This window comes from Arcobacter roscoffensis, assembly GCF_024267655.1.
Lineage (GTDB): Bacteria > Campylobacterota > Campylobacteria > Campylobacterales > Arcobacteraceae > Arcobacter_B > Arcobacter_B roscoffensis.
The window spans coordinates 1,312,036-1,333,207 of record NZ_CP100595.1 but is presented as its reverse complement, the minus strand read 5'-3'; the positions used below and the strand labels follow the sequence as shown (position 1 = coordinate 1,333,207).

At 29.8% G+C, this 21,172-nt stretch carries 15 protein-coding genes; 9 read left to right on the top strand and 6 right to left on the bottom strand.

Annotation, left to right across the window (positions count from 1 at the left end; genetic code table 11):
• Positions 1–18 precede the first annotated feature (18 nt).
• The 3 genes from NJU99_RS06240 to NJU99_RS06230 are packed head-to-tail and all read right to left on the bottom strand — an operon-like array spanning position 19 to position 2,811.
• Complete coding sequence (locus NJU99_RS06240) at positions 19–1,374, bottom strand: nickel-dependent hydrogenase large subunit (protein WP_254577864.1); 1,356 nt, start codon at positions 1,372–1,374, stop codon at positions 19–21.
• Positions 1,375–1,376: 2 nt separating this feature from the next.
• The gene (locus NJU99_RS06235; RefSeq protein ID WP_254577863.1) at positions 1,377–2,264 is read right to left on the bottom strand and encodes an NADH-quinone oxidoreductase subunit B family protein; all 888 of its coding nucleotides are present in this window, start codon (positions 2,262–2,264) and stop codon (positions 1,377–1,379) included.
• On the bottom strand, positions 2,251–2,811 hold the full coding sequence (locus NJU99_RS06230; protein WP_346731820.1) for a TetR/AcrR family transcriptional regulator: 561 nt from the start codon (positions 2,809–2,811) through the stop codon (positions 2,251–2,253). Before NJU99_RS06230 ends, NJU99_RS06235 begins: the two co-directional genes overlap by 14 nt.
• Before the next feature lie 231 nt (positions 2,812–3,042).
• On the opposite strand from NJU99_RS06230, the gene NJU99_RS06225 reads away from it, so the two are divergent.
• Complete coding sequence (locus NJU99_RS06225; RefSeq protein WP_254577862.1) at positions 3,043–4,113, top strand: ADP-ribosylglycohydrolase family protein; 1,071 nt, start codon at positions 3,043–3,045, stop codon at positions 4,111–4,113.
• A gap of 35 nt (positions 4,114–4,148) precedes the next feature.
• Here the strand turns inward: NJU99_RS06225 and NJU99_RS06220 are convergent, their stop codons facing one another.
• Together NJU99_RS06220 and NJU99_RS06215 are read right to left on the bottom strand one after the other, a co-directional pair.
• A complete protein-coding gene (locus NJU99_RS06220) occupies positions 4,149–5,027 on the bottom strand; it encodes an RluA family pseudouridine synthase (RefSeq protein WP_254577861.1) in 879 nt (292 codons plus the stop codon).
• A gap of 132 nt (positions 5,028–5,159) precedes the next feature.
• Positions 5,160–7,736 carry a bifunctional aconitate hydratase 2/2-methylisocitrate dehydratase gene (locus tag NJU99_RS06215; protein WP_254577860.1) on the bottom strand — a complete coding sequence of 859 codons (2,577 nt, stop codon included), beginning with the start codon at positions 7,734–7,736 and terminating at the stop codon, positions 5,160–5,162.
• Positions 7,737–8,106: 370 nt separating this feature from the next.
• On the opposite strand from NJU99_RS06215, the gene NJU99_RS06210 reads away from it, so the two are divergent.
• Positions 8,107–8,547, top strand: a complete 441-nt coding sequence (locus NJU99_RS06210) for a YiiD C-terminal domain-containing protein (protein WP_254577859.1) — start codon at positions 8,107–8,109, stop codon at positions 8,545–8,547.
• Between the two features lie 7 nt (positions 8,548–8,554).
• Here NJU99_RS06210 and fumC read toward each other — a convergent pair whose 3' ends face one another.
• The gene (fumC, locus tag NJU99_RS06205; RefSeq protein ID WP_254577858.1) at positions 8,555–9,952 is read right to left on the bottom strand and encodes a class II fumarate hydratase; all 1,398 of its coding nucleotides are present in this window, start codon (positions 9,950–9,952) and stop codon (positions 8,555–8,557) included.
• Positions 9,953–10,234: 282 nt separating this feature from the next.
• On the opposite strand from fumC, the gene NJU99_RS06200 reads away from it, so the two are divergent.
• The 7 genes from NJU99_RS06200 to NJU99_RS06170 all read left to right on the top strand — a co-directional run bounded on the left by NJU99_RS06200 (position 10,235) and on the right by NJU99_RS06170 (position 21,157).
• The gene (locus NJU99_RS06200) at positions 10,235–10,489 is read left to right on the top strand and encodes a hypothetical protein (protein WP_254577857.1); all 255 of its coding nucleotides are present in this window, start codon (positions 10,235–10,237) and stop codon (positions 10,487–10,489) included.
• A gap of 193 nt (positions 10,490–10,682) precedes the next feature.
• Positions 10,683–12,416 carry an AMP-dependent synthetase/ligase gene (locus NJU99_RS06195; RefSeq protein ID WP_254577856.1) on the top strand — a complete coding sequence of 578 codons (1,734 nt, stop codon included), beginning with the start codon at positions 10,683–10,685 and terminating at the stop codon, positions 12,414–12,416.
• 10 nt (positions 12,417–12,426) lie between these two features.
• Entirely contained in the window at positions 12,427–13,701 is a 1,275-nt protein-coding gene (locus tag NJU99_RS06190) for a thiolase family protein (protein WP_254577855.1), read from the top strand.
• 1 nt (position 13,702) lies between these two features.
• Entirely contained in the window at positions 13,703–15,811 is a 2,109-nt protein-coding gene (locus tag NJU99_RS06185) for a 3-hydroxyacyl-CoA dehydrogenase NAD-binding domain-containing protein (RefSeq protein ID WP_254577854.1), read from the top strand.
• On the top strand, positions 15,799–18,159 hold the full coding sequence (locus NJU99_RS06180) for an acyl-CoA dehydrogenase (RefSeq protein WP_254577853.1): 2,361 nt from the start codon (positions 15,799–15,801) through the stop codon (positions 18,157–18,159). Before NJU99_RS06185 ends, NJU99_RS06180 begins: the two co-directional genes overlap by 13 nt.
• Entirely contained in the window at positions 18,156–20,288 is a 2,133-nt protein-coding gene (locus NJU99_RS06175; RefSeq protein WP_254577852.1) for an alpha/beta fold hydrolase, read from the top strand. Before NJU99_RS06180 ends, NJU99_RS06175 begins: the two co-directional genes overlap by 4 nt.
• Before the next feature lie 41 nt (positions 20,289–20,329).
• Positions 20,330–21,157, top strand: coding sequence for a M48 family metallopeptidase (locus NJU99_RS06170; RefSeq protein ID WP_254577851.1), 828 nt, complete (start codon positions 20,330–20,332; stop codon positions 21,155–21,157).
• Positions 21,158–21,172 lie beyond the last annotated feature (15 nt).

Genomic DNA, 21,172 nt, shown 5'->3' with positions numbered 1-21,172 from the left:
AGTAACAGTTTATTTTACTTAGTGAGTTGTACAAACAGAGCAAACATCAAAACTTCTAAGAACTATTTTTGCAATATCTAGTGAAGGTGAGCCAATTATTGCTTTTTGAGCCACTCCTTTTTCATCTTTTATAGCAGGACCTAAGTTCCAAACAGTAGGAGTGATTACATCATATTTTGTGATAATTCCTTTTTCAATTGAGACATTATGATAAAGTGAACCTCTACAAGCTTCAACAACTGATTTAGCATTTGCTTTTGGTATATCTTTTAGTGATATTTTTGGTTTTATATAAGACTCTTCACTTATATCTACTTGTTTGATTAACTCTTTTGTACTATGTAAAAGGTGAGCGATTTCATCAACTCTTGCCATTACTCTTGTAAATACTGAGTCTTTATATGATTTATGAAGCTCATAAATAAACTCTCTATGTGAAACCATCGCACGAGAAAAAGGTCCTGTTTCATAAAACATTGAGTTATAAGTAACTGCTTTTGACCAAGTATGTTTCTCTTTATTTTTACTATCTTCTTCAACTTTAAAAGTTCTATCACAATTCTCTTTTATCTTATTTAAGTCAAGTTTATCTGTAAGTCTTTGCCTAATCTTTCCTCTTTTAGAAATAGAAGAGTCACTTAGTGCAAGATGTCTATCATAAGAAGTGCCATATTTTTGCAGTGAGTATTCAAAACTCAAGTTTGTAAAATATTTTAAATCCTCATTTAAAATATTTAAATCATCTACACTATTAAAAGATAAATATTTATCAAAACTAACTCCGGCAATAGAGTCTTCAAAAAAGTTAATTGCTAAATCCAAATAGTTCATCATAGAAGTCAAGTCAAGTAAAGTTGGGTCACTTACTACTCCACCTGGTATCATATAAGAAGTATGTGGCCACTGACCGCCTATAATTGCTAAAGCTTTTATAGTTTCACTTGCTGTTTTACAAGCTTCTAACCATCTTTTGCCTTTTAGCGGTGAGTACTCTTTTAAGTCATTTTCTTTAAGTTTAATTACATCAGGTAAAATAAACATATAAAACCATTTTATATGTGAATCAATTATTTCAATATTTAAACCTATTTCTCTTAAAATCTTAGCTTTATTTGTAATAACTAGTTCTTCATTTAGACTTTTATAAATATTCTCCAAAGCTTCAACAGTAGCTTTTAAATGAGCCTGTCCACAAATTCCACAAATTCTTGGAGTGTATACAAGTGCATCTAAAGCTGGTTTACCTTCTAATATATACTCAAAACCTCTAAAATTTAAAAAATCTATTTGGGTATCTTTGACAAAGCCATTTTCCCAAGTACAGTTAAGTCTTGCTTCACCTTCTATTCTCTCTACTATATCTACTGTTTTCAAAGCTAATCCATTAGTTTTTTATTTAATCTATCTATTTTAAAAGTCTTTGCAACACCTGTTATTGAAAGATATGCACGTTTAGGAATACCAAGTGGTACATCTAAAGGAATTCCTATGTTCTTTTTTGTTTCAAGCATATTCTCTCTTGGAAAGTCTTTTTCCGTACAGCCAATACATGGCATACCGGCTCTTGTTTTAGAACTCACATCATTCCATAAGATTTTATTACATGAACTATGAGTCATAGGTCCCCTACATCCTTGGTCATAAAATAAACATCCCTCTTTTTGCCCAAAGTCACCTTCGACTTTCCATTCAAAATACTCATTTCTAGTACAACCATGGTGAGCTAAATTACTATAAAGCTCTCGTGGTCTTTTTTCATCATCTAAACTCATCCTAGAAAAGCTATTTAAAGAAAAAACTGTTTGAAGTATCCATTCTGGGTGCACAGGGCAGCCTGTAAGATTTACTATTTCATGTTTTAAGTTTTTATATTTTTTTGTGTCTATAATTTCTTCAACACCTAAAATATCATCATTTTGTTCAAACTTTTTATGAACTCCACCATAAGAGGCACATGAACCAACACTTATTATATATTTTGCTTTTTGAGATAACTTTTCTAAAATATTTTTTGTTGAGTTTTGATTAATTGAATAATACTTTTCATCAGAAGTAATAGCTCCTTCAACTAATAAAAAATCAATGTCTTTTAGTTTTAAAATATCATCTAAAGTTGTGTCAATTGTAAGTGAGGGATGATAGATAAGATCAAAGCTATTTAAAAATAGCTCTAACCTTGAAGAGCTTGCACTTAAAAGTGAGTGAGTATTACCATTACAAGTAACTGCTTGATACCATACAATTGTTGGTTTATGACTCTTCATACTTTAAGGCTCTGTAGATATTATCAGCAATTGGATCTGAATACTCTAATAAATCTTTGTCAAGAACAGCCTCACCACTTAAAAAAGCAAAGCCACCTAAACAACCCATAATCATAGCAAATGCAGGGAAAAAATCTTGTTCTCTAAACTCTTTATTTTGAGCCCCTTCATCTAAAAGAATCATAACTTCTGTTACAAACTCTCCTACACACAAAAAGCCTTCACAACCTTCTTTGAACACTTCTCTATTTGATAAGTAAACCCTTAAAAAATACTCAACCACTTCAGGTGAGTTTTTAACATTTTCAAAATAGTTTTTTACAAAAAGATATACTTTCTCTTTTGAAGAAATATCCATTTGATTTATTTCTCTTAGTTCTGCTGCTAAAATATTTGTAGAGTATTTAATAGCATATTTTGCTAGCTCTTCTTTTGAAGAGAAGTAGTTATACATATTTCCAACACTCATTTTCATGGCTTTTGCAATATCTGGAATAGTTGTATTATAAAAACCTTTTTTAGAAAATAGTTTTAAAGAATTTTCAATAATATTGTTTTTTTTAGTCTCTTTTGCAGTAGATATGATGGATCCTTAATTATAATAAAATAGTATCCAATGATACAATATTTCTAATTAATAGTGAATGAGTTTTCATAAAAGATTTTATCAACTATTTGGAACAAATAAAAAGTAAATAAAATTAAAATACTTATTTCTTGCGTGTATTAATGTAAATTTCCCTAAGATATAGCCATTAAAATTAAAAGGTTATAAAATATGAATACATTATTAAAAGAAGAAAATTTAAAGGGTGCATTTTTTGGAGCTATTGTTGCAGATGCATTATGTTTAGGTACACACTATGAGTACGATGCTGAAAAAATCTACAATGCTTATGGACAAAAACCAATTGAAAAGTTTATGAGTCCAGGGGAACACATGGGTGGAGAAACTCATGGAATTGGTTGGGGACAAAGAAACTATCATCCTGGGAAAAAAGCAGGAGGTACTACAGACTATGGAGATTATAATATTTTAGTTTTAGAACATCTAGCAATGATTTCAAATCCACCTAGAGCTTTTGAGGTATCAAAACTAATTCCACATTGGATGAATAGACTTGAAAACTCTTGGGGTTCATGGATTTGTACAATGACAAAAGAGACATATGCACAAGTAAAACAAGGTGTACAAACTCAATACTTAGGTGGTGCATCAAATGCAACAGCTATTAGACATGTTGCAGCTCATGCTTATTATGAAACAGAAGAAGAAATAGTTGATGTAGCAAGAAAAACTATGTTTACTCATCAAAACACTTATGCCTTAGGTGGTGGAGAGTTTTTTGCAAGAGTAACACATAGAGTTCTAAGGGGTGAAACACCAAGAAGTGCCATAGAAGATGTTGCTGTTTTAATGGGTGGCTTTTATGAAGATAAAGTAAAGCAAGCAATTGCTAAGTATGAAGAAGAAAAAGACCCTAATTCTGATTTATCAAAAGAGCAATTTAGTGATGATTTAGCAATTACTAGTATGGCTAGACTTTGGGATATAGGAAGAAGTGAACCTATAAAAGTTGGAAAAGCTAGTCCAACAGAAGGTACTTTACCTGCAAGTGTTTATTTCATATTAAAATATTCAGATAAAGAAGACAGCTTAAAAAAAGCCTTACAAGCAAATGCAATGGTTGGAGGAGATAATGCTTCAAGAGGTATTGCAATTGGAATGGTTCTAGGAGCATATAAAGGTGTAAGTGCTATTCCTAAAGAGTGGAAAGAGACATTAGACCAATGGGAGTATTGTGAGAATCTACTTAACAAACTTCCTTTAATAAATAAAGAAAAATAACTATAAAAAGGGAACTTCGTAAGAAGCTCCTTTTTTTATTGAAACTCTTGCTTTGAAGATATTTTATATTTTATATTTAAAAATGTAAACTCTAATAAATAAGCATGAAGCATTAATCTATCTGCTTTGGTAATTTCATATCTTTCTTCTTTAGTCAAACTTTTTTTAAGAAGTTTATCACAAAGTTTTTCATCAATTCCATAAATTGGGTCACCTATTATTCTATGTCCTATTGAGTCTAAATGTACACGTATTTGGTGTTGTCTCCCAGTTATAGGCATACATTCAAGTAAAGTTATATCTTTTTCATTATCATATGATAAGGGATTTATTTTAGTTAAAGACTCTTTTCCTTCATCTGAGGTTTTCATCTTTAGTTTTATAATACCTTTACTATTTGTAATCTTTTTATTTATGTTTACAGCTTCTTTAATCTGACCTTCTACGTAAGCTAAATATTTTTTTGAATATTTCTTTTCTTCAAACATACTATTTAAAACCATTTGACTATATGGATTTTTTGCAACTAATACTAAACCAGATGTTTGAGCATCAATTCTATGAACTAAAGAAGCATCTTTTCCTAAATAATACTGTATTTCATCAAGCAAAGTATACTCGTTATCAATAGCACTGGGATGGACTTTTAAACCAGAGGGCTTATCAAAAATCGCAAAATGAAAAGTTTCAAATAAAGGTTTTAATCCCTTGCTTTTAGGCTCAAAAACATATACATTAATAAATCCATCTTTTATAACTTGATTTTTTTGTAATCTTTTGTTTTTATCATTAAGAATTTTTCCTTTTGATACTAAACTATTGATAGTATTTTCATCTAAGTTTGTATTTTCCAATAAAAATTCTTCTATTTTCATAGCTTTTGAAACATTTATCTTTTTTAAGATGTATGGCAAGTAAAAACCTTTTTTATTTTTTTGAATTATACACTATAAAAATAAAATTAAGAAGATTTTTTGAGATTAAGAAGTTCGTAATTGCTAGTTAAAATAAAACAAAGAGGCTAAGCTCTTTGTTTTAATTCAAGATTATCTTGAAGTTACTAAAGTAGTTAAGTGCTCTTTAGAAACTTGGTTGAAGTTTAAGTATTTATAAACTCCATCTTTGTTTTGTTCAGTAATTTTCTTAGGTACGATTTCCATGTACTCTTCTTTAGATGGAAGTCTTCCAAGAAGTGCAGCAACTGCAGCAACTTCTGCTGATCCTAAGTAAACTTGAGAACCTTTTCCAAGTCTATTATCAAAGTTTCTTGTAGAAGTTGAGAATACTGCTGCTCCTTCTGAAACAGAAGCTTGGTTACCCATACATAAAGAACAACCAGGAATTTCTAATCTAGCACCTGCTGCTGCAAATGTAGCATAGTATCCCTCTTCAGTTAATTGAGCTTCATCCATTTTTGTTGGTGGTGCAACCCATAATTTAGTAGGAACTTCACCCTCACCTTTAAGAACTTCACCAAGTGCTCTAAATAATCCGATATTAGTCATACAAGAACCTACGAATACTTCATCAATATTCTTAATTCTTTTGTCATCAGCTAAGATGTTTGTTAATGTATCAACATCATCTGGATCGTTTGGACAAGCTAAGATTGGCTCAGTAATTGTATTTAAATCAATTTCAATTACTTCTTTATATTCAGCATCTGCATCTGGAGTTAATAACTCTGGATTTGCTAACCATTCTTTCATTTTGTCAGCTCTTCTTTGAAGAGTTCTAGCATCTTCGTAACCCTCTTCAATCATTTTTTCAATTAAAGCGATATTTGAAGATAAGTACTCAATGATTGGTTCTTTATCTAATTGAACAGAACAAGCTGCTGCTGATCTCTCTGCTGCTGAATCTGATAATTCGAATGCTTGCTCAACTTTAAGATCTGGTAAACCAGCGATTTCGATGATAGTACCAGCGAATACGTTTTTCTTACCTTTTTTCTCAACAGTTAATAAACCATCTTGAATTGCTTGGTAAGGGATAGCATTTACTAAGTCTCTTAAAGTAATTCCTGGTTGCATTTCACCTTTGAATTTAACAAGTACAGACTCTGGCATAGTTAAAGGCATAGCACCTGTAACACCAGCAAATGCAATAAGACCAGAACCAGCTGGGAATGAAATACCAATTGGGAATCTAGTATGAGAATCTCCACCAGTACCTACTGTATCTGGTAAACATAATCTATTTAACCAAGAGTGAATAACACCGTCACCTGGCTTAAGTGTAACACCACCTCTTGAGTTGATGAAATCAGGTAAAGTATGTCTTAATTTAATATCTGCTGGTTTTGGGTAAGCAGCAGTATGACAGAATGATTGCATAACCATATCAGCACCAAAGCTAAGTGCTGCAAGTTCTTTAATCTCATCTCTTGTCATTGGTCCAGTTGTATCTTGTGATCCAACAGTTGTAGCGATTGGCTCAACGTACATACCAGGCTTAACACCTTCAATACCACAAGCTCTACCAACCATTTTTTGTGCTTGAGTAAATCCTTTACCATTATCAGATGGTTGCTCAGGAGCTAAGAACATGTCAGTTGCAGGTAAACCTAATACGTCTCTAGCTTTTGCAGTTAAACCTTTACCAATAATTAAAGGAATTCTACCACCTGCTCTCATTTCATCAGTCATAGTGTTAGGAGCTAAAGTAAATTCAGAAACTACCTCACCATTTTTAGTGATTTGACCAGCGTATGGTTTAACAACAATTTCATCACCAGTTTCAAGTGCATCAACTGGAGCTTCAATTGGTAAACATCCTGAATCTTCTGCTGTATTGAAGAAAATTGGAGCAATAATAGAACCAATTACAACACCACCTGTTCTTTTATTTGGAACACCTGGAATATCTCTACCCATGTGCCATTGAACAGAGTTAATACCTGATTTTCTTGAAGAACCAGTACCAACAACATCACCAACGTATGCTAATGGGTTACCTTTTTCTTTAAGAGCTTTCATTGTATCTAATGGATTTTCCATTCTTGATTGTAACATTGCAGTTGCGTGTAATGGAATATCTGGTCTAGTAAATGCAACAGTTGCAGGAGATAAATCATCTGTATTTGTTTCACCAGGAATTTTATAAACAGTTAATTTAATTTCTTCTTCTAAAGCTGGCTTATTAGTGAACCACTCACCATTTGCCCAAGATTCGATAACTTCTTTTGCTTTAGCATTTCCAGCATCCATTAAATCTTTTACATCGTTGAATGCATCATATACTAAGATAGTATTTTTTAATTGAGTAGCTGCAATATCTGCAACCTCTTCAACTTTAAGTGCGTCAATTAATGGAGTAACGTTAAATCCACCCATCATTTTACCTAAAATTTCAATAGCTTCAGATTTTGAAATTACTGAACATGAAACATTTCCTTGAACAACGTCATTTAAAAATGCAGCTTTAACGTATGCAGCGTCATCAACACCTGGGTTAATTTTGTTTTTAAATAATTCTAAACAGTAATCTGCTTCCTCAACAGAATCTGCTTTTAGTAATTCTACTAATTCAGCAGTTTGCTCAGCAGTTAATGCTAATGGAGGTAAATCACCTTCATTAAGTCTTTCTTGCGTGTGTGCTTGGTAATCAGCTAATAAACTCATATATTATCTCCTATTTGATTTAAAAAGTTTGGAATATTATAACATAAACAAAAAAATTAGTATGTACAAAAATTGTAAACTATTGTACAAGTTTTAATTTATGTAAATAAAAGTTACAAAAATAGCTATTGTTAAGCTATATTTAAAAGCCTATACTAGTGAAAAATAGTATTATAGGGCAATAAAGCAAAGCTATCTTTACATTTCTTTAAGTATTTGTATAATTTTCTTTCAAATCTTAAATTTTAGTTTCTGTGAGCTTTGTACAATTTCTGTGCTATATATGACAGAAATTGTAAAAGCAAGTTTTTCTATTATTTTAAGTATTTATGACTATAATTTCATTCATTTTATTATAATAGGAAGCATTTTGATAAAAAAATTACAAGATAAACTACACAATGAAATACCACTTACAAAATTAATGAATATAAGTATTGAAGAATATAATGAAAAAGAACTAATTACAAAAGCACCTCTTGATATAAATATAAATGATAAAGGAACAGCTTTTGGTGGAAGTTTAAGTACTATGACTATTATCTCATCTTGGAGTATGTCTTGGCTTATTTCTCAAGAGCTAAATATAGATAGTAAAAATATTGTTGTAATAAAAAATGAAAACTCATATAAAAAGCCTGTTACTAAAGATATATATTGTTACACAATCAAGCCTTCAATTGATGAGATAGAAAAAGTAGCTAAAAAACTAAAAGAAAAAGGTAGTGCTTCATTAAAGATAAAGTCTTCGATAATTGAAGATAATCAAACTTGCGTAGATTTTGAAGGTGTTTATGTGATAAAAGTGTAAGAAAATCTTACACTTTTGCTTTTATCATTTCATATGGCTTTACATACTCATCAAACTGCGAATAAGTTAAAATACCTAGATTCATAGCTTCTTCTTTTAATGAAGTTCCATTTTTATGGGCAGTTTTTGCTATTAGTGCTGCTTTTTCATATCCTATATATGGATTTAAAGCTGTTACCAACATCAAAGATTCATTTAAATATTTCTCAATATTTATTTTATTAGCTTCAAGTCCTATTGCACATTTGTCATTAAAAGCTATCATTGTATCACTTAACAGTCTAATTGATTGAAGAATATTTAAAGCAATTACTGGTTTAAATACATTTAGCTCAAAATTACCTTGAGATGCTGCAACACTTATGGTTGTATGATTTCCCATAACTTGAACTGCAACCATTGTCATAGCTTCACTTTGTGTTGGGTTTACTTTTCCAGGCATGATTGAACTTCCTGGTTCATTTTCAGGGATATTTATCTCCCCTATTCCACATCTAGGACCGGATGAAAGCCATCTTATATCATTTGCTATTTTCATAAGATTTGAAGCAAGAGCGTTTAAAACTCCACTTAAGACAACTTCACCATCATGAGCTGTTAGTGCATGAAATTTATTCGGGTGGGATTTAAACTTATATTTTGTATTTGTGAGCTCATTTAAAACTTCTGCAACCATTGGTGAGAAATCAGGATGTGAATTAAGTCCAGTTCCAACAGCAGTTCCACCAATAGCAAGTTCTACTATATACTTCATAGAATCATCTATTTGTAATAAAGCTTTATCAAGCATATCAACGTATGCTGATATTTCTTGTCCTAAAGTAAGAGGAGTAGCATCTTGGAGATGTGTTCTTCCTATTTTTACTACATCTTCAAACTCTTTAACTTTATTTTCAAATGTAGCTTTTAAAGTTTTTATTGCTGGAATTAATCTTTTTTGTAGGTCTAAAACAAAAGCAATTCTCATTGCAGTTGGGTAAGTATCATTTGAGCTTTGACCTTTATTTACATCATCATTTGGGTGAGCTGGCTTTTCTACTCTAAAATCACATCCTAAAATTTCACTTGCCCTATTTGCTACAACTTCATTTATATTCATATTTGATTGTGTTCCTGAACCTGTTTGCCAAACAACTAAAGGAAAGTTCCCATCAAGTTTACCTTCTAAGATTTCATCACAAGCTTGTAAAATAGCAGCTGTTTTTTCATCATCTAATCTTTCAAGTTTGTTATTTACAATTGCACAAGATTTTTTAAGATATGCAAAACCCTCAATTACTTCATTTGGCATTTTTTCTTCACCAATTGGAAAGTTTTCGATACTTCTTTGAGTTTGAGCACCCCAATACTTATCATTTGGTACTTGCATCTCACCCATTGTGTCTTTTTCTATTCTATATTGCATAAACTATCCTTTTTTAAAGATTTGTTTTTATTTTCATTTCTATTAAGATATAAGTTCTGAACATTTAAAAATTTATCCAATTTTACTATAAGAATCAAAGAACTTACACCAACAACCAAAATACATATTAACATTATTATAAGAGTATCCATCTTATTTTCCTTTTATGATATTAATTATCATTATATATAATAGAGTTTTAAAGAACTCTTAATTTTGATAATATGCGATATTTATTTTCAAGCTATTTTCGATATAATCTCAAAAAAATTAGGATATATCATGTCAAATATTGAAAAATTAGAAAAAGTACTTAAAGAAGAGTTTATTCCTGAACTTGATGAAAGTCTACTTGAACTTGCAAATATAACTCAATCTTGGAAAGCTACTAGTGATGATAAAGAAGAGTTTGAAGATTTAAAAGAAATGAAGAAATTCTTTGAACAAGTTGTTGAAGACTTAGATAACAAAGATATAAGTGAAGAAGAAGCTGTAGAAATATTAGAAGCTTTAAATGAAATGAGATTAGATAAATAACTCAAAAAAAACAAATTGATGTTTTTTTAAGCACCTCAAACTACCTAAAAAGCTTTTATTTAAGTCATAATAAATAAAAGCTTTTATTAATTCTTAAAAAATAATAAAATTTTTACATTAAAAAAATAGTTTCTGTTTCTTTTTAATTTAAATGGTACAATAGTTTTACATGTTCATTGTGAAAGGATACACTATGAATTCTTATGACTTTAAAACATACAGTGAGCTTTTTACTCACATCACAACAAACTATAAAAATAACACTTTTCTAAACTATCTAGAAAATGGTGAATATAAAAATATTTCAATTGAAACCTTTAAAAATAAAGTAATATGCTTAAGTTTAGCAATGAAGGATTTAGGTATAAAAGCTGGTGATAAGGTTGCTATATTTGCCAACTCCTCACCTTTTTGGCTTATCTTTGATTTTGCTATTCATGAAGTAGGAGCTATTAGTGTTCCTATTTTTGCTAATATCTCTTCCAAAAATTTAAACTTTGAAATACAAGATGCAAAGATAAAATATATCTTTATAGATAATGAAGAAAGAATTAAAGATATAGAAGATGAAAATAGTGAACTTATTTTTATCACTCATAACTTTTGTATAAAAGAAGATAGATTTTTCAACGTGGATGATATTTTAATTATAGGTCAACAAATTTGTGACTCAAAAGGCTTTGAAGCATATATTCCAAATGAAGATGAAATCTTTTCTATTATATACACAAGTGGAAATACGGGAACTCCAAAAGGTGTAATGCTTACACATAAAAACATAGTTTCACAACTTCATGATATAAACACACTCATATCATTAAAACAAAATGAAACAGCATTATCTCTTTTACCTTTAGCTCATATTTTTGAGAGAACTGTAATGAGCTACTATTTAAGTAGAGGAGTTAGTATATATTTTGTTGATGAAATTACAAATGTAGCAAATCTCTTAAAAGTTGTTAAACCTACTATTATGACTGCTGTTCCAAGGCTACTTGAAAAAATCTATAATAAAATTCAGACAAATATTTCAAATAAGCCATTTATTGGAAAATTCATAGCTTCAAAGGCTTTTGAGTATGCTCAAAATGAAAGCATGAATAAAAATAGCCTACTTTTTCCTATTTTTGACAAAATTGTATATAGTAAATTTAGAGATATTTTTGGTTCAAAACTTGAAAAACTTATCAGTGGAGGAGCAGCACTACCTAAAGACATCTCAGTATTTTTCAACAATATTGGTGTTCCAATCTATCAAGGCTATGGACTTACAGAGTTTTCGCCAGTTATTTCAACAAATCATCCAAAAGCAAATAAAATTGGCTCAACAGGAAGAGTACTTCCAAGTGCTACTATAAAAATCTTAGAAGATGGGGAACTACTAGTAAAAGGGCCTTCACTAATGAAAGGTTATTTAAATCAAGAAAAACTAACAAATGAGACTATTGATAATCAAGGTTGGTTACATACAGGTGATATCGCCAGAGTTGATGAACAGGGTTACCTTTACATAACAAGTAGAAAAAAAGAGGTTTTCAAAACATCAACTGGTGAGTATGTTGCAGCAGTTCAAATAGAGCAAAAGTTAGCAAAAAATAAATATATTGAGTTTGCTGTAATAATAGCTAATAACAGAAAATATACAACTGCCCTACTTTTTGTAGATAAGGAGATTTTCAATGAAGCAAAAAGACTAAATAAACACTTAACAATACAAGAGTACTATAATAATGAAAAAATTACTTCTGAAATAAATAATTATATCAAAGAAGTAAATAAAGACTTAAATGAATGGGAGAAAGTAGTTCAATACAAATTAATAACAAACGACATTTCAATTGAAACAGGGGAATTAACACCTTCAATGAAAGTTTGTAGAGCCTTTATTGAACAAAAGTATGAAAATGACATAAACAGTATGTATTAGGAGAGCCATCATGAAAGAAAGAATAGCAATAATAGACGGACTTAGAAGTCCTATCGCTAAAGCAAATGGCAAATTAGATTTAGTTAGTGCAGATACACTTGGAGCTATTATTACAAAAGAACTTGTAAGTAGAAATAATCTTGATTACAAACTTTTTGATGAAGTAATAATAGGAAATGTAGCACAACCAGCAAATGCAGCAAACATAGCAAGAGTATTAGCTATAAAAGCTGGTTTTCCACAAAGTACAATTGCGTACACAGTTCATAGAAACTGTGCTTCTGGAATGCAAGCAATTTCATCAGCAATTGAAAAGATTCAAACAAACCAAGGGGATTTATACCTAGCAGGTGGAGTTGAATCTATGAGTAATATTCCTCTACTTCATAGTGACAAATTACGAAGACTTATTACAAAACTAACTTATGCTCGAAATTTCCAAGAAAAACTTAAAATATTAGGAACTTTTAGACCAATCTTTTTAAAACCTGTGATTGGATTAATCTCTGGCTTAACAGACCCAATTTCTGGAAGAATTATGGGTATTACAGCTGAAAACCTAGCAAATGAGTTTAAAATCAGCAGATTATCTCAAGATGAATATGCCCTAAACTCTCACCTAAAAGCTCAAAAAGCTATAGAAGATGGTGTTTTAAAAGATGAAATTCATCCTATTATGACAAAAGATGCTTCGATTATTGATGATGATGGGGTAAGACTAAATCAAAATATTCAAAGCCTTTCGAAACTAAGACCTATTTTTGATAGATTAAGTGGAACAGTAACAGCTGGAAACTCATCACAAGTATCAGATGGAGCTTGTAGTTTAATAGTTACTACGGAATCAAAAGCAAAAGAGTTAAATCTTGAACCACTTGGTTTTATAAGTGACTACTCTTATGCAGGACTAGAAGCTTCAAGAATGGGTTTAGGACCTGTTTATGCAAGTAAAAAACTTTTCGATAAAACAGGAACTTCACTAAAAGATATAGATGTAATAGAGTTAAATGAAGCCTTCGCAGCACAAGTAATAGCAAATCTAGAAGCTTTTAAATCAAAAAGCTTTTGTAAAAAAACTTTTGGAAGTGATGCAATTGGCGAAATTGATGAATCTATATTAAATGTAAATGGTGGAGCTATAGCTCTTGGTCACCCTGTTGGAATGAGTGGAGCTAGAATAGTTTTAACTGCACTTAAAGAACTTAGAAGAAGAAAAGCTAAAAAAGCCTTAGCAACACTATGTATTGGTGGTGGACAAGGTGCAGCTTTCTTATTGGAGGTGTAAAATGAAGAATTTAAATTTAGAAATCAAAGATGGTATTGCAAGAATTACTTTTGATTTAGAAAATGAAAAAGTAAACAAACTATCAACTAAAGTCTTAAGTGAATTTGATGAGACTTTAGATGTGATAAAAAACAATTCTTCAATCAAAGCCCTAGTAGTTCAAAGTGCAAAGAAAAATATTTTTATTGCTGGTGCTGATATTGAAGAGATTGAGACTTTAAGTAAAGAAGAAGAGATTTACGAACTTCTTATGAAAGTACACTCTATTTTTAATAAGTTAGAAAATCTTCCTTTTCCATCAATCGCTTATATAAATGGTGCTTGTATGGGTGGAGGTTTAGAGTTAGCTTTAGCTTGTACATATAGAGTTGCAACAACAAGTTCTAAAACTAAGCTTGCTTTCCCTGAAATAAAATTAGGAATATTTCCAGGTTTTGCAGGATGTTTAAGAGCTCCAAAAATAGTAGGACTTGTAAATGCCTTAGATATTATCTTAAGTGCTAAAAATCTTGATGCTAAAAAAGCATATAGAATAAAACTTGTAGATGAGATTTTTGATGATGGACAAAAAGAGTTTAAACTTGAAGAGTTTATACAAAAAGCCATAAAAAATGAAGTTAAAAATAGAAAAAAATTCGCTTTACTTGAAACATGGCCTTTAAGAGAAATAGTATTTTCAAAAGCCTATAAAAACTTAGAAAAAAAAGTAAATAAAGATTTCAAAGCTCCTTATGTAGCCTTAGAAGTTATCAAAGATACTTTTGCAAGATCATTTAATGAAGGTTTAAAAGTAGAAGCAAGAGAGTTTTCAAAAATAGCAATAACTCATGAATCAAAAAATATGATTAAACTATTTTTTACTTTCCAAAAACTAAATAAAAATTATGAGAAAACTGCTAATCCTATAAACAATGCTGTTATTTTAGGAAATGGAGTTATGGGAAAAGGTATTATCTGGCTATTTTCTAAATATCTTCAAAGTACTAGAATCAAAGTGCGAAAAATTGAGCAAATTCATAGCATTTTAAAAGATGTATCTAAAATATATGACTTCTTAGTAAAAACAAGAAGAATGACAGCAAATCAAGTTGATTTTAAACTAAATAAAATCACTTACACAGATAAGTTTGAAGGTTTAAAAAATAGTGATATTGCCATAGAAGCTATTATTGAAGATGAAAAAGCAAAAAAAGAAGCCTTTAAAAGTTTAGAAAATAGTATGAAAGATGATGCAATTATTGCTACAAATACCTCATCAATATCTATAGAAAAACTTTCAAGCGATATTAAAAATAAAGAAAACTTCTTAGGAGTTCACTTCTTTAATCCTGTAAATATGATGCCCTTAGTAGAAGTAATCCCAACTTCAAATACATCAAAAGAGACTATTAACAAAGTTTTTGAGCTTTTAATCTCTTGTGGTAAAACTCCTATTTTAGTAGGAGATTGTGCAGGGTTTATTGTAAATAGAATTTTACTTCCTTATTTAAATGAAGCTGCATTTATTTTAGAAGAGCATGGGGATATTAAACATATTGATAAGCTTATCAAAAACTTTGGTATGCCAATGGGACCTTTTACTTTAGCTGATACAGTTGGTATTGATATTGGTTATAAAGTTGCAAATATATTAAATGAGTCTTATGGAAACAGAATGCCTGTTGCTCCTTTAATAGAGAAAATTTATAACAAAAAAGAATTAGGTGTTAAAACAGGTTCTGGTTTTTATACATATCAAGGTAAAAAAGCAAAAGATGTAAACCCTAATGTTACGCAATTGCTAGATAAGAAGAGTAAAATTTTAGATGACGAGGATATTATTAATAGATGTATATTTATTATGATAAATGAAGCCTCAAGATGTTTAGAAGAAGGAATTGTTGATGATCCAAATATTATAGACTTTGCTATGATTACAGGAACTGGTTTCCCTCCATATAAAGGTGGACTTTGTACTCTAGCAAATAAAATTGGAATCAAAAATCTTGTAAAAAGTTTAGAAAAATATGAGAAGACTTACGGGGAAAGATTTAAACCAAGTTCTTTATTATTAAAACTTCAAGAACAAGACAAAGACTTCAATACAGGAGAAACATTATGGAAACACTAATTTTAATTTTAATACTTTTAGTTTTGGGATATATGAGTTTCCCATTATATACTTACTTTACAGTTGTTGGAGTTTACTCATTTGTATTCTTTGACTTTGGTGTAATATCTTGGCTTATATTCTTTGCTTTAGCTGCATTATTTTTAATTCAGCCTTTAAGAATAAAGTTTATTACCAAAAAACTTGTTGACTTTATAAATAAAAATGGCTTACTTCCTCAAATTTCTCAAACTGAAGAAGCAGCACTTCAAGCAGGTACAAACTGGGTTGAATCAAGCTACTTTAAAGGAAGAGTTAATTTTAGTGAAGTTTTAGAAGAGAAAATCACTGAACTTACAGAAGAAGAACAAGCTTTCTTAGATAATGAAGTTGAACAATTATGTTCTATGACTACAGATTGGGAGATTTTCCAAGATAGAGATTTAAGTCCTGAGGTTTGGCAGTTTATCAAAGATAAAAAATTCTTTGGGATGATAGTTCCTAAAAAATATGGTGGTCTTGGATTTAGTGCAACAGCACACTCAAAAGTAATTGAAAAACTAGTATCAAGATCTCAAGTTTTAGCTATTACAGTTATGGTTCCAAATTCACTTGGACCTGCTGAGTTAATAGAAAAACATGGTACTAATGAACAAAAAGACAAATACCTAAAAGATTTAGCAAGAGGTAAGCAAGTGCCTTGTTTTGGACTAACTGAACCAAATGCAGGTAGTGATGCGACTTCTATAAAATCTAATGGTGTTTTATTTAAAGATGACTCAGGAAAAATTAGAATAAGACTAAACTTTGAAAAAAGATATATTACTTTAGGAAATATAGCAACACTTATTGGTCTTGCTTTTGTTTTAAAAGATCCTGAGCATTTACTAGGAAAAGAAGAAAATCTTGGAATTACTTTTGGTTTAGTTGACCATAAAAAAGATGGTGTTGATAACTCAAGAAGACATGACCCACTTACAATTCCTTTTGTAAACTCGCCTTTATATGGGAAAGATGTAATTATTGATTTAGAAGATATTATTGGTGGTGTTGATGGCATTGGTAAAGGTTGGCAAATGTTAGTTGAATCTTTATCTATTGGTCGTGGTATTTCACTTCCTTCTGTATCTTTAGGTGGAAGTAAATATGCTTTAAATATTGTAAGTTCATACTCACAATTAAGAGAACAATTTGGTTTAAGTATAGACCACTTTGAAGGTGTTGAAGAAAAAATTGCTAAAGTTGCTGCTTTTACTTATATGTTAAATGCAAGTAGAAACTATACTTTAGATGCAATTGATAATGGTGAGAAACCAGGTGTTATTAATTCAGTTATGAAATATCATGCAACTGAGAAGTTTAGAGAAGTTATAAATGACTCTATGGATGTTTTAGGTGGTAGTGCTATTATTAGAGGTAAAAACAACCTTTTAGCTCATGCTTATTTTGCTTTACCTATTTCTATTACAGTTGAGGGAGCAAATATCTTAACAAGAAATTTAATGCAATTTGGACAAGGTTTAATAAAATCTCATCCATATATCTATAAAGAAATAAATGCTTTAAGATCAAATAATATTGAGAGTTTTGATAAAGGCTTTTTTGCCCATGTGAATCTAGGATATAGTTCATTTTGTAAATCACTATTTTATTATCTTACAAGAGGTCATATTATTTGTGAAAAAGGTGAGTTTACTAGATATAAACAAAAAGTAACTTGGGTTAGTTCTGAGTTTACATTCTTAGCAAATGTTGCTTTAGGTATTTTAGGACCTGCACTTAAAAAAAGAGAAAATATAAGTGCTAGATTTGGAGATATACTTTCAAACCTTTACTTAATTACTGCTACATTAAGAGAGTTTGAAAATAATCCAAAAGAAGAACATAAAGCTTTAGTTACATACATTTGTGATTATTGTTTTAATGATATTCAAATAGCAAGAGAAGAACTTATCTCAAATCTTGGTGGATTATCTTGGCTTTTACCAATAGTAAAATTAAATCCTTTTGGAGTTAAAGCTGACGATAAATTAAATGCAAAAATTATTGATACATTAAAAAATGAAGAGAGTTTAAGTGAACTTTGCTCAAACATCTTTGTTGATAAAAATGATGAAGACAGATTTGCAAAACTACAAAAAGCAGTTAAATTAAATAGAATAAATCAAGATAGTTTCAAAATCTTAAAAACTGCAATCAAAGAGAACACTGTAGTTGCAGGTGAATTTGATGAGATGATTAAACAACTTATAGAAAAAGGTTTAATCAATAAAGAAAAAGCAGCATCTATGAAAGAAGCTCATGAATTAAAACAAGAAGTTGTAAGTGTAGATTCTTTCAGTGTTGAGGAGTATAAGGCTTCAAAATGAAAAAGAAAGATTTGTTAATAAATACTAATGGGTATATTTTAAGTTTGTTAGAAAAAATTCTAGATGCAAATGTAGAAGTAAAAGGAATAGAGAATATTCCAAAAAATAATCCAAGAATTTTTGTGGCAAATCATTTTACAAGAACAGAAGCAATGCTTGTACCATATACTATGTATAATCTTACAGGTAAAAAAGTAGGAGTTATTGCTGATGATTCACTATTTAAAACATATTTTGGAGACTTTTTAAGTAACCTTGGGGCTATGAAAAAATCAGACCCCCTAAGAAACAACCATATCCTTGGAGATTTAATAACATCTTGCAAGGATTGGATGGTTTTTCCTGAAGGAAGAATGGTAAAAGCTAAAGATATTGAAAAAATAGGTAAACACTTCTGTGTAAAAATAGATGGAACTTGTCAAAGAGTTTATACAGGAGCTAGTTATTTTGCCCTACTTTCTCAAGCTTTAAGAGAAGACTATTTTAATCATAAAGTAAAAAATTTCAAGAAATTTCAAAGAAAATATTTTATAAATGATTGTAGTGAGATAAATGAAAATGACACTATGATAGTTCCTATAAATATCTCATACTCCAAAATAAGACATGGCAGAAACTTTTTAGTTGACATGGTTGAAAAACTTATGGATAGTATAGGAGATAACTTTAAAGAAGAGTTAGAAATAGAGAGTAACATAGTTTTAAACTCAAAAATAATAATACAAGTCTTAGAGCCTATTAGTACAAAGGAGCTTTTAAAAGATTATTCAAAAGAACCTAATCATGCAAAAACTATAAGTGCTATTAGATATGAAACTACACATAACTTTATGAATAAAATTTATCAATCATTGACTATCAATTTTGACCATATTTTTATATTAATACTTTTCTTATATCCAAAAAAAAGAATTAATATAAAAATATTTAAAAGACTAATCTATCTTGTAATAAACAAACTAAGAAATAGAGACTATTTTTTAGATGATGATATAGATAAAGATTTAATATATCTAATTTCATATGAAAAATATAAACAGTATGAAGAGGTTTTAAAGATTGCTTTAACAGATGAAATTATTTATGATTCAAATGATGAATATATAATTAATAAACAAAAACTTTTAGCTAGTTATACTCATCACTCAATTAGATTAAAAAATATATTAAAAGTCATACTAAATGAAGTCTTAGTAAATGAAAGTGTCGTAAAGTTAGCAAAAGAATATGTAAATAATAATGAAGAAAAAATAAATAAAAAGATAGTTAAACTTCTTAGGAAACAACAAAAAGACTCATATTTAAAAAGTTATATGAAGTTTAAAGAGTTTGCGGATGTAAAAGATATAAATATTGGTGAGAATAAATATCTTGATTTAGAATCAAGTGATACTTGTATTATCACCGTACATGGTTTTTCCTCAAGCCCAAAAGAAGTTGAAGAGTTAAGCATATATTTACACTCTGCTGGTTTTGCTGTTTACTCTCCTAGACTTGATGGTCATGGAACTAGCCCTGAGGATTTAAAAGATAAGAAATGGGAAGATTGGTATAAAAGTGTATCTCAAACTATAACAATAGCATCTATAAAATACAAAAAAGTATTTATAGTAGGCTTTTCAACAGGTGGATTATTAAGTCTTTTAAGTTCAAATAAAAAGTATCATGAATTTACAGCTATTATATGTATAAATGCAGCATTAAATCTAAAAGACATAAGAGTAAAAGCCCTACTTCCTGCTGTATCTTTTTGGAATGATCTAGTAAAACGATTTAATAACAATGACTATTCAAAAGACTATATAGATAACAACTCAGAAAACCCTGATGTAAACTATGATAAGTTTTATATAGAATCAATCAAACAACTAAGCTTACTAATGGAAATCACAAGAAAAAATCTAAAAAATGTAACACAACCTTGCTTGATACTTCAAGCAAAAGATGACCCAGTAGTAAATGCTAGTAGTGCTTATGAAATACATGAAAAAATAAACTCACAAAATAAAGATTTACAAATAATAGAAGCCAACAGACATATAATAGTTAAAGGTGAGGGGAAAGATGAGTTATTTGAGATAATATTAAACTTTATTAAAAACAACCTATATTCACAGTTTCTACACTAAAAAGTTTTAGTATAATAAGAAAAAACACACAAGGAACCAAAATGAAGTTCTTAAAAAATCTAATTTTTATAACGCTGCTTTCACTAATCATTTTAGGTTGTACTCAAAAAACACCCTACACAAACAGATCACAAATGATTTTTATGTCACCAAAAGAAGAGTTAGCTCTAGGTGAAAAGTCATATAAACAAGCCCTTTCAAAATCAGAAGTTCTTACAAATACTACTGATGCAAGAAGAGTTCAAAATATTGGTCTAAAAATAGCCCAAGTTGCAAAAAGACCTGATTTTAAATGGGAATTTAACTTAGTAAAAAATAAAGCTAAAAATGCCTTTTGTTTACCTGGTGGAAAAGTTGTTGTTTATACAGGTATTTTAGAAGTTGCTCAAAACGATGACCAATTAGCAACTGTAATGGCCCATGAGGTTGCCCATGCACTAGCTCGACATGGAGCTGAAAGAATGAGTTCTGCTATGGTTCAACAAGGATTACAAGTAATAGGAAATGTGGTATTAGCTTCAACTGCTCCTGAATACACAAATGTATTTAATCAAGCTTATGGAGTAGGTAGTCAACTAGGTGTCATGCTTCCTTATGGAAGATTGCAAGAAAGTGAAGCTGATGAAATAGGTATTTATCTTATGGCAAAAGCTAATTATGATATACATGAAGCTTTAAACTTTTGGAAAAATATGAGTAAGGGTAAAAAACAAACAAATGAGTTTTTTTCAACTCACCCAAGTTCAAGTACAAGAATTGCAAATATTCAAAGAGTAATTGAAAAAATTGAATCAACACAAACAAAAGTTAGAAATCAAAAAACAGAATCTAAATCTTCAAGCAAGCTTTTAGGAAACCCTGTTTATTAGAAGAAGTTAAACTTC

Excerpts from the sequence above, each read along its gene's own strand:
- NJU99_RS06175 (WP_254577852.1), top strand. The coding sequence starts at position 18,156 with ATGAAAAAGAAAGATTTGTTAATAAATACTAATGGGTATATTTTAAGT.
- NJU99_RS06170 (WP_254577851.1), top strand. The coding sequence starts at position 20,330 with ATGAAGTTCTTAAAAAATCTAATTTTTATAACGCTGCTTTCACTAATC.
- NJU99_RS06200 (WP_254577857.1), top strand. The coding sequence starts at position 10,235 with ATGTCAAATATTGAAAAATTAGAAAAAGTACTTAAAGAAGAGTTTATT.
- fumC (WP_254577858.1), bottom strand. The coding sequence starts at position 9,952 with ATGCAATATAGAATAGAAAAAGACACAATGGGTGAGATGCAAGTACCA.
- NJU99_RS06225 (WP_254577862.1), top strand. The coding sequence starts at position 3,043 with ATGAATACATTATTAAAAGAAGAAAATTTAAAGGGTGCATTTTTTGGA.
- NJU99_RS06215 (WP_254577860.1), bottom strand. The coding sequence starts at position 7,736 with ATGAGTTTATTAGCTGATTACCAAGCACACACGCAAGAAAGACTTAAT.
- NJU99_RS06195 (WP_254577856.1), top strand. The coding sequence starts at position 10,683 with ATGAATTCTTATGACTTTAAAACATACAGTGAGCTTTTTACTCACATC.
- NJU99_RS06235 (WP_254577863.1), bottom strand. The coding sequence starts at position 2,264 with ATGAAGAGTCATAAACCAACAATTGTATGGTATCAAGCAGTTACTTGT.
- NJU99_RS06190 (WP_254577855.1), top strand. The coding sequence starts at position 12,427 with ATGAAAGAAAGAATAGCAATAATAGACGGACTTAGAAGTCCTATCGCT.
- NJU99_RS06180 (WP_254577853.1), top strand. The coding sequence starts at position 15,799 with ATGGAAACACTAATTTTAATTTTAATACTTTTAGTTTTGGGATATATG.
- NJU99_RS06185 (WP_254577854.1), top strand. The coding sequence starts at position 13,703 with ATGAAGAATTTAAATTTAGAAATCAAAGATGGTATTGCAAGAATTACT.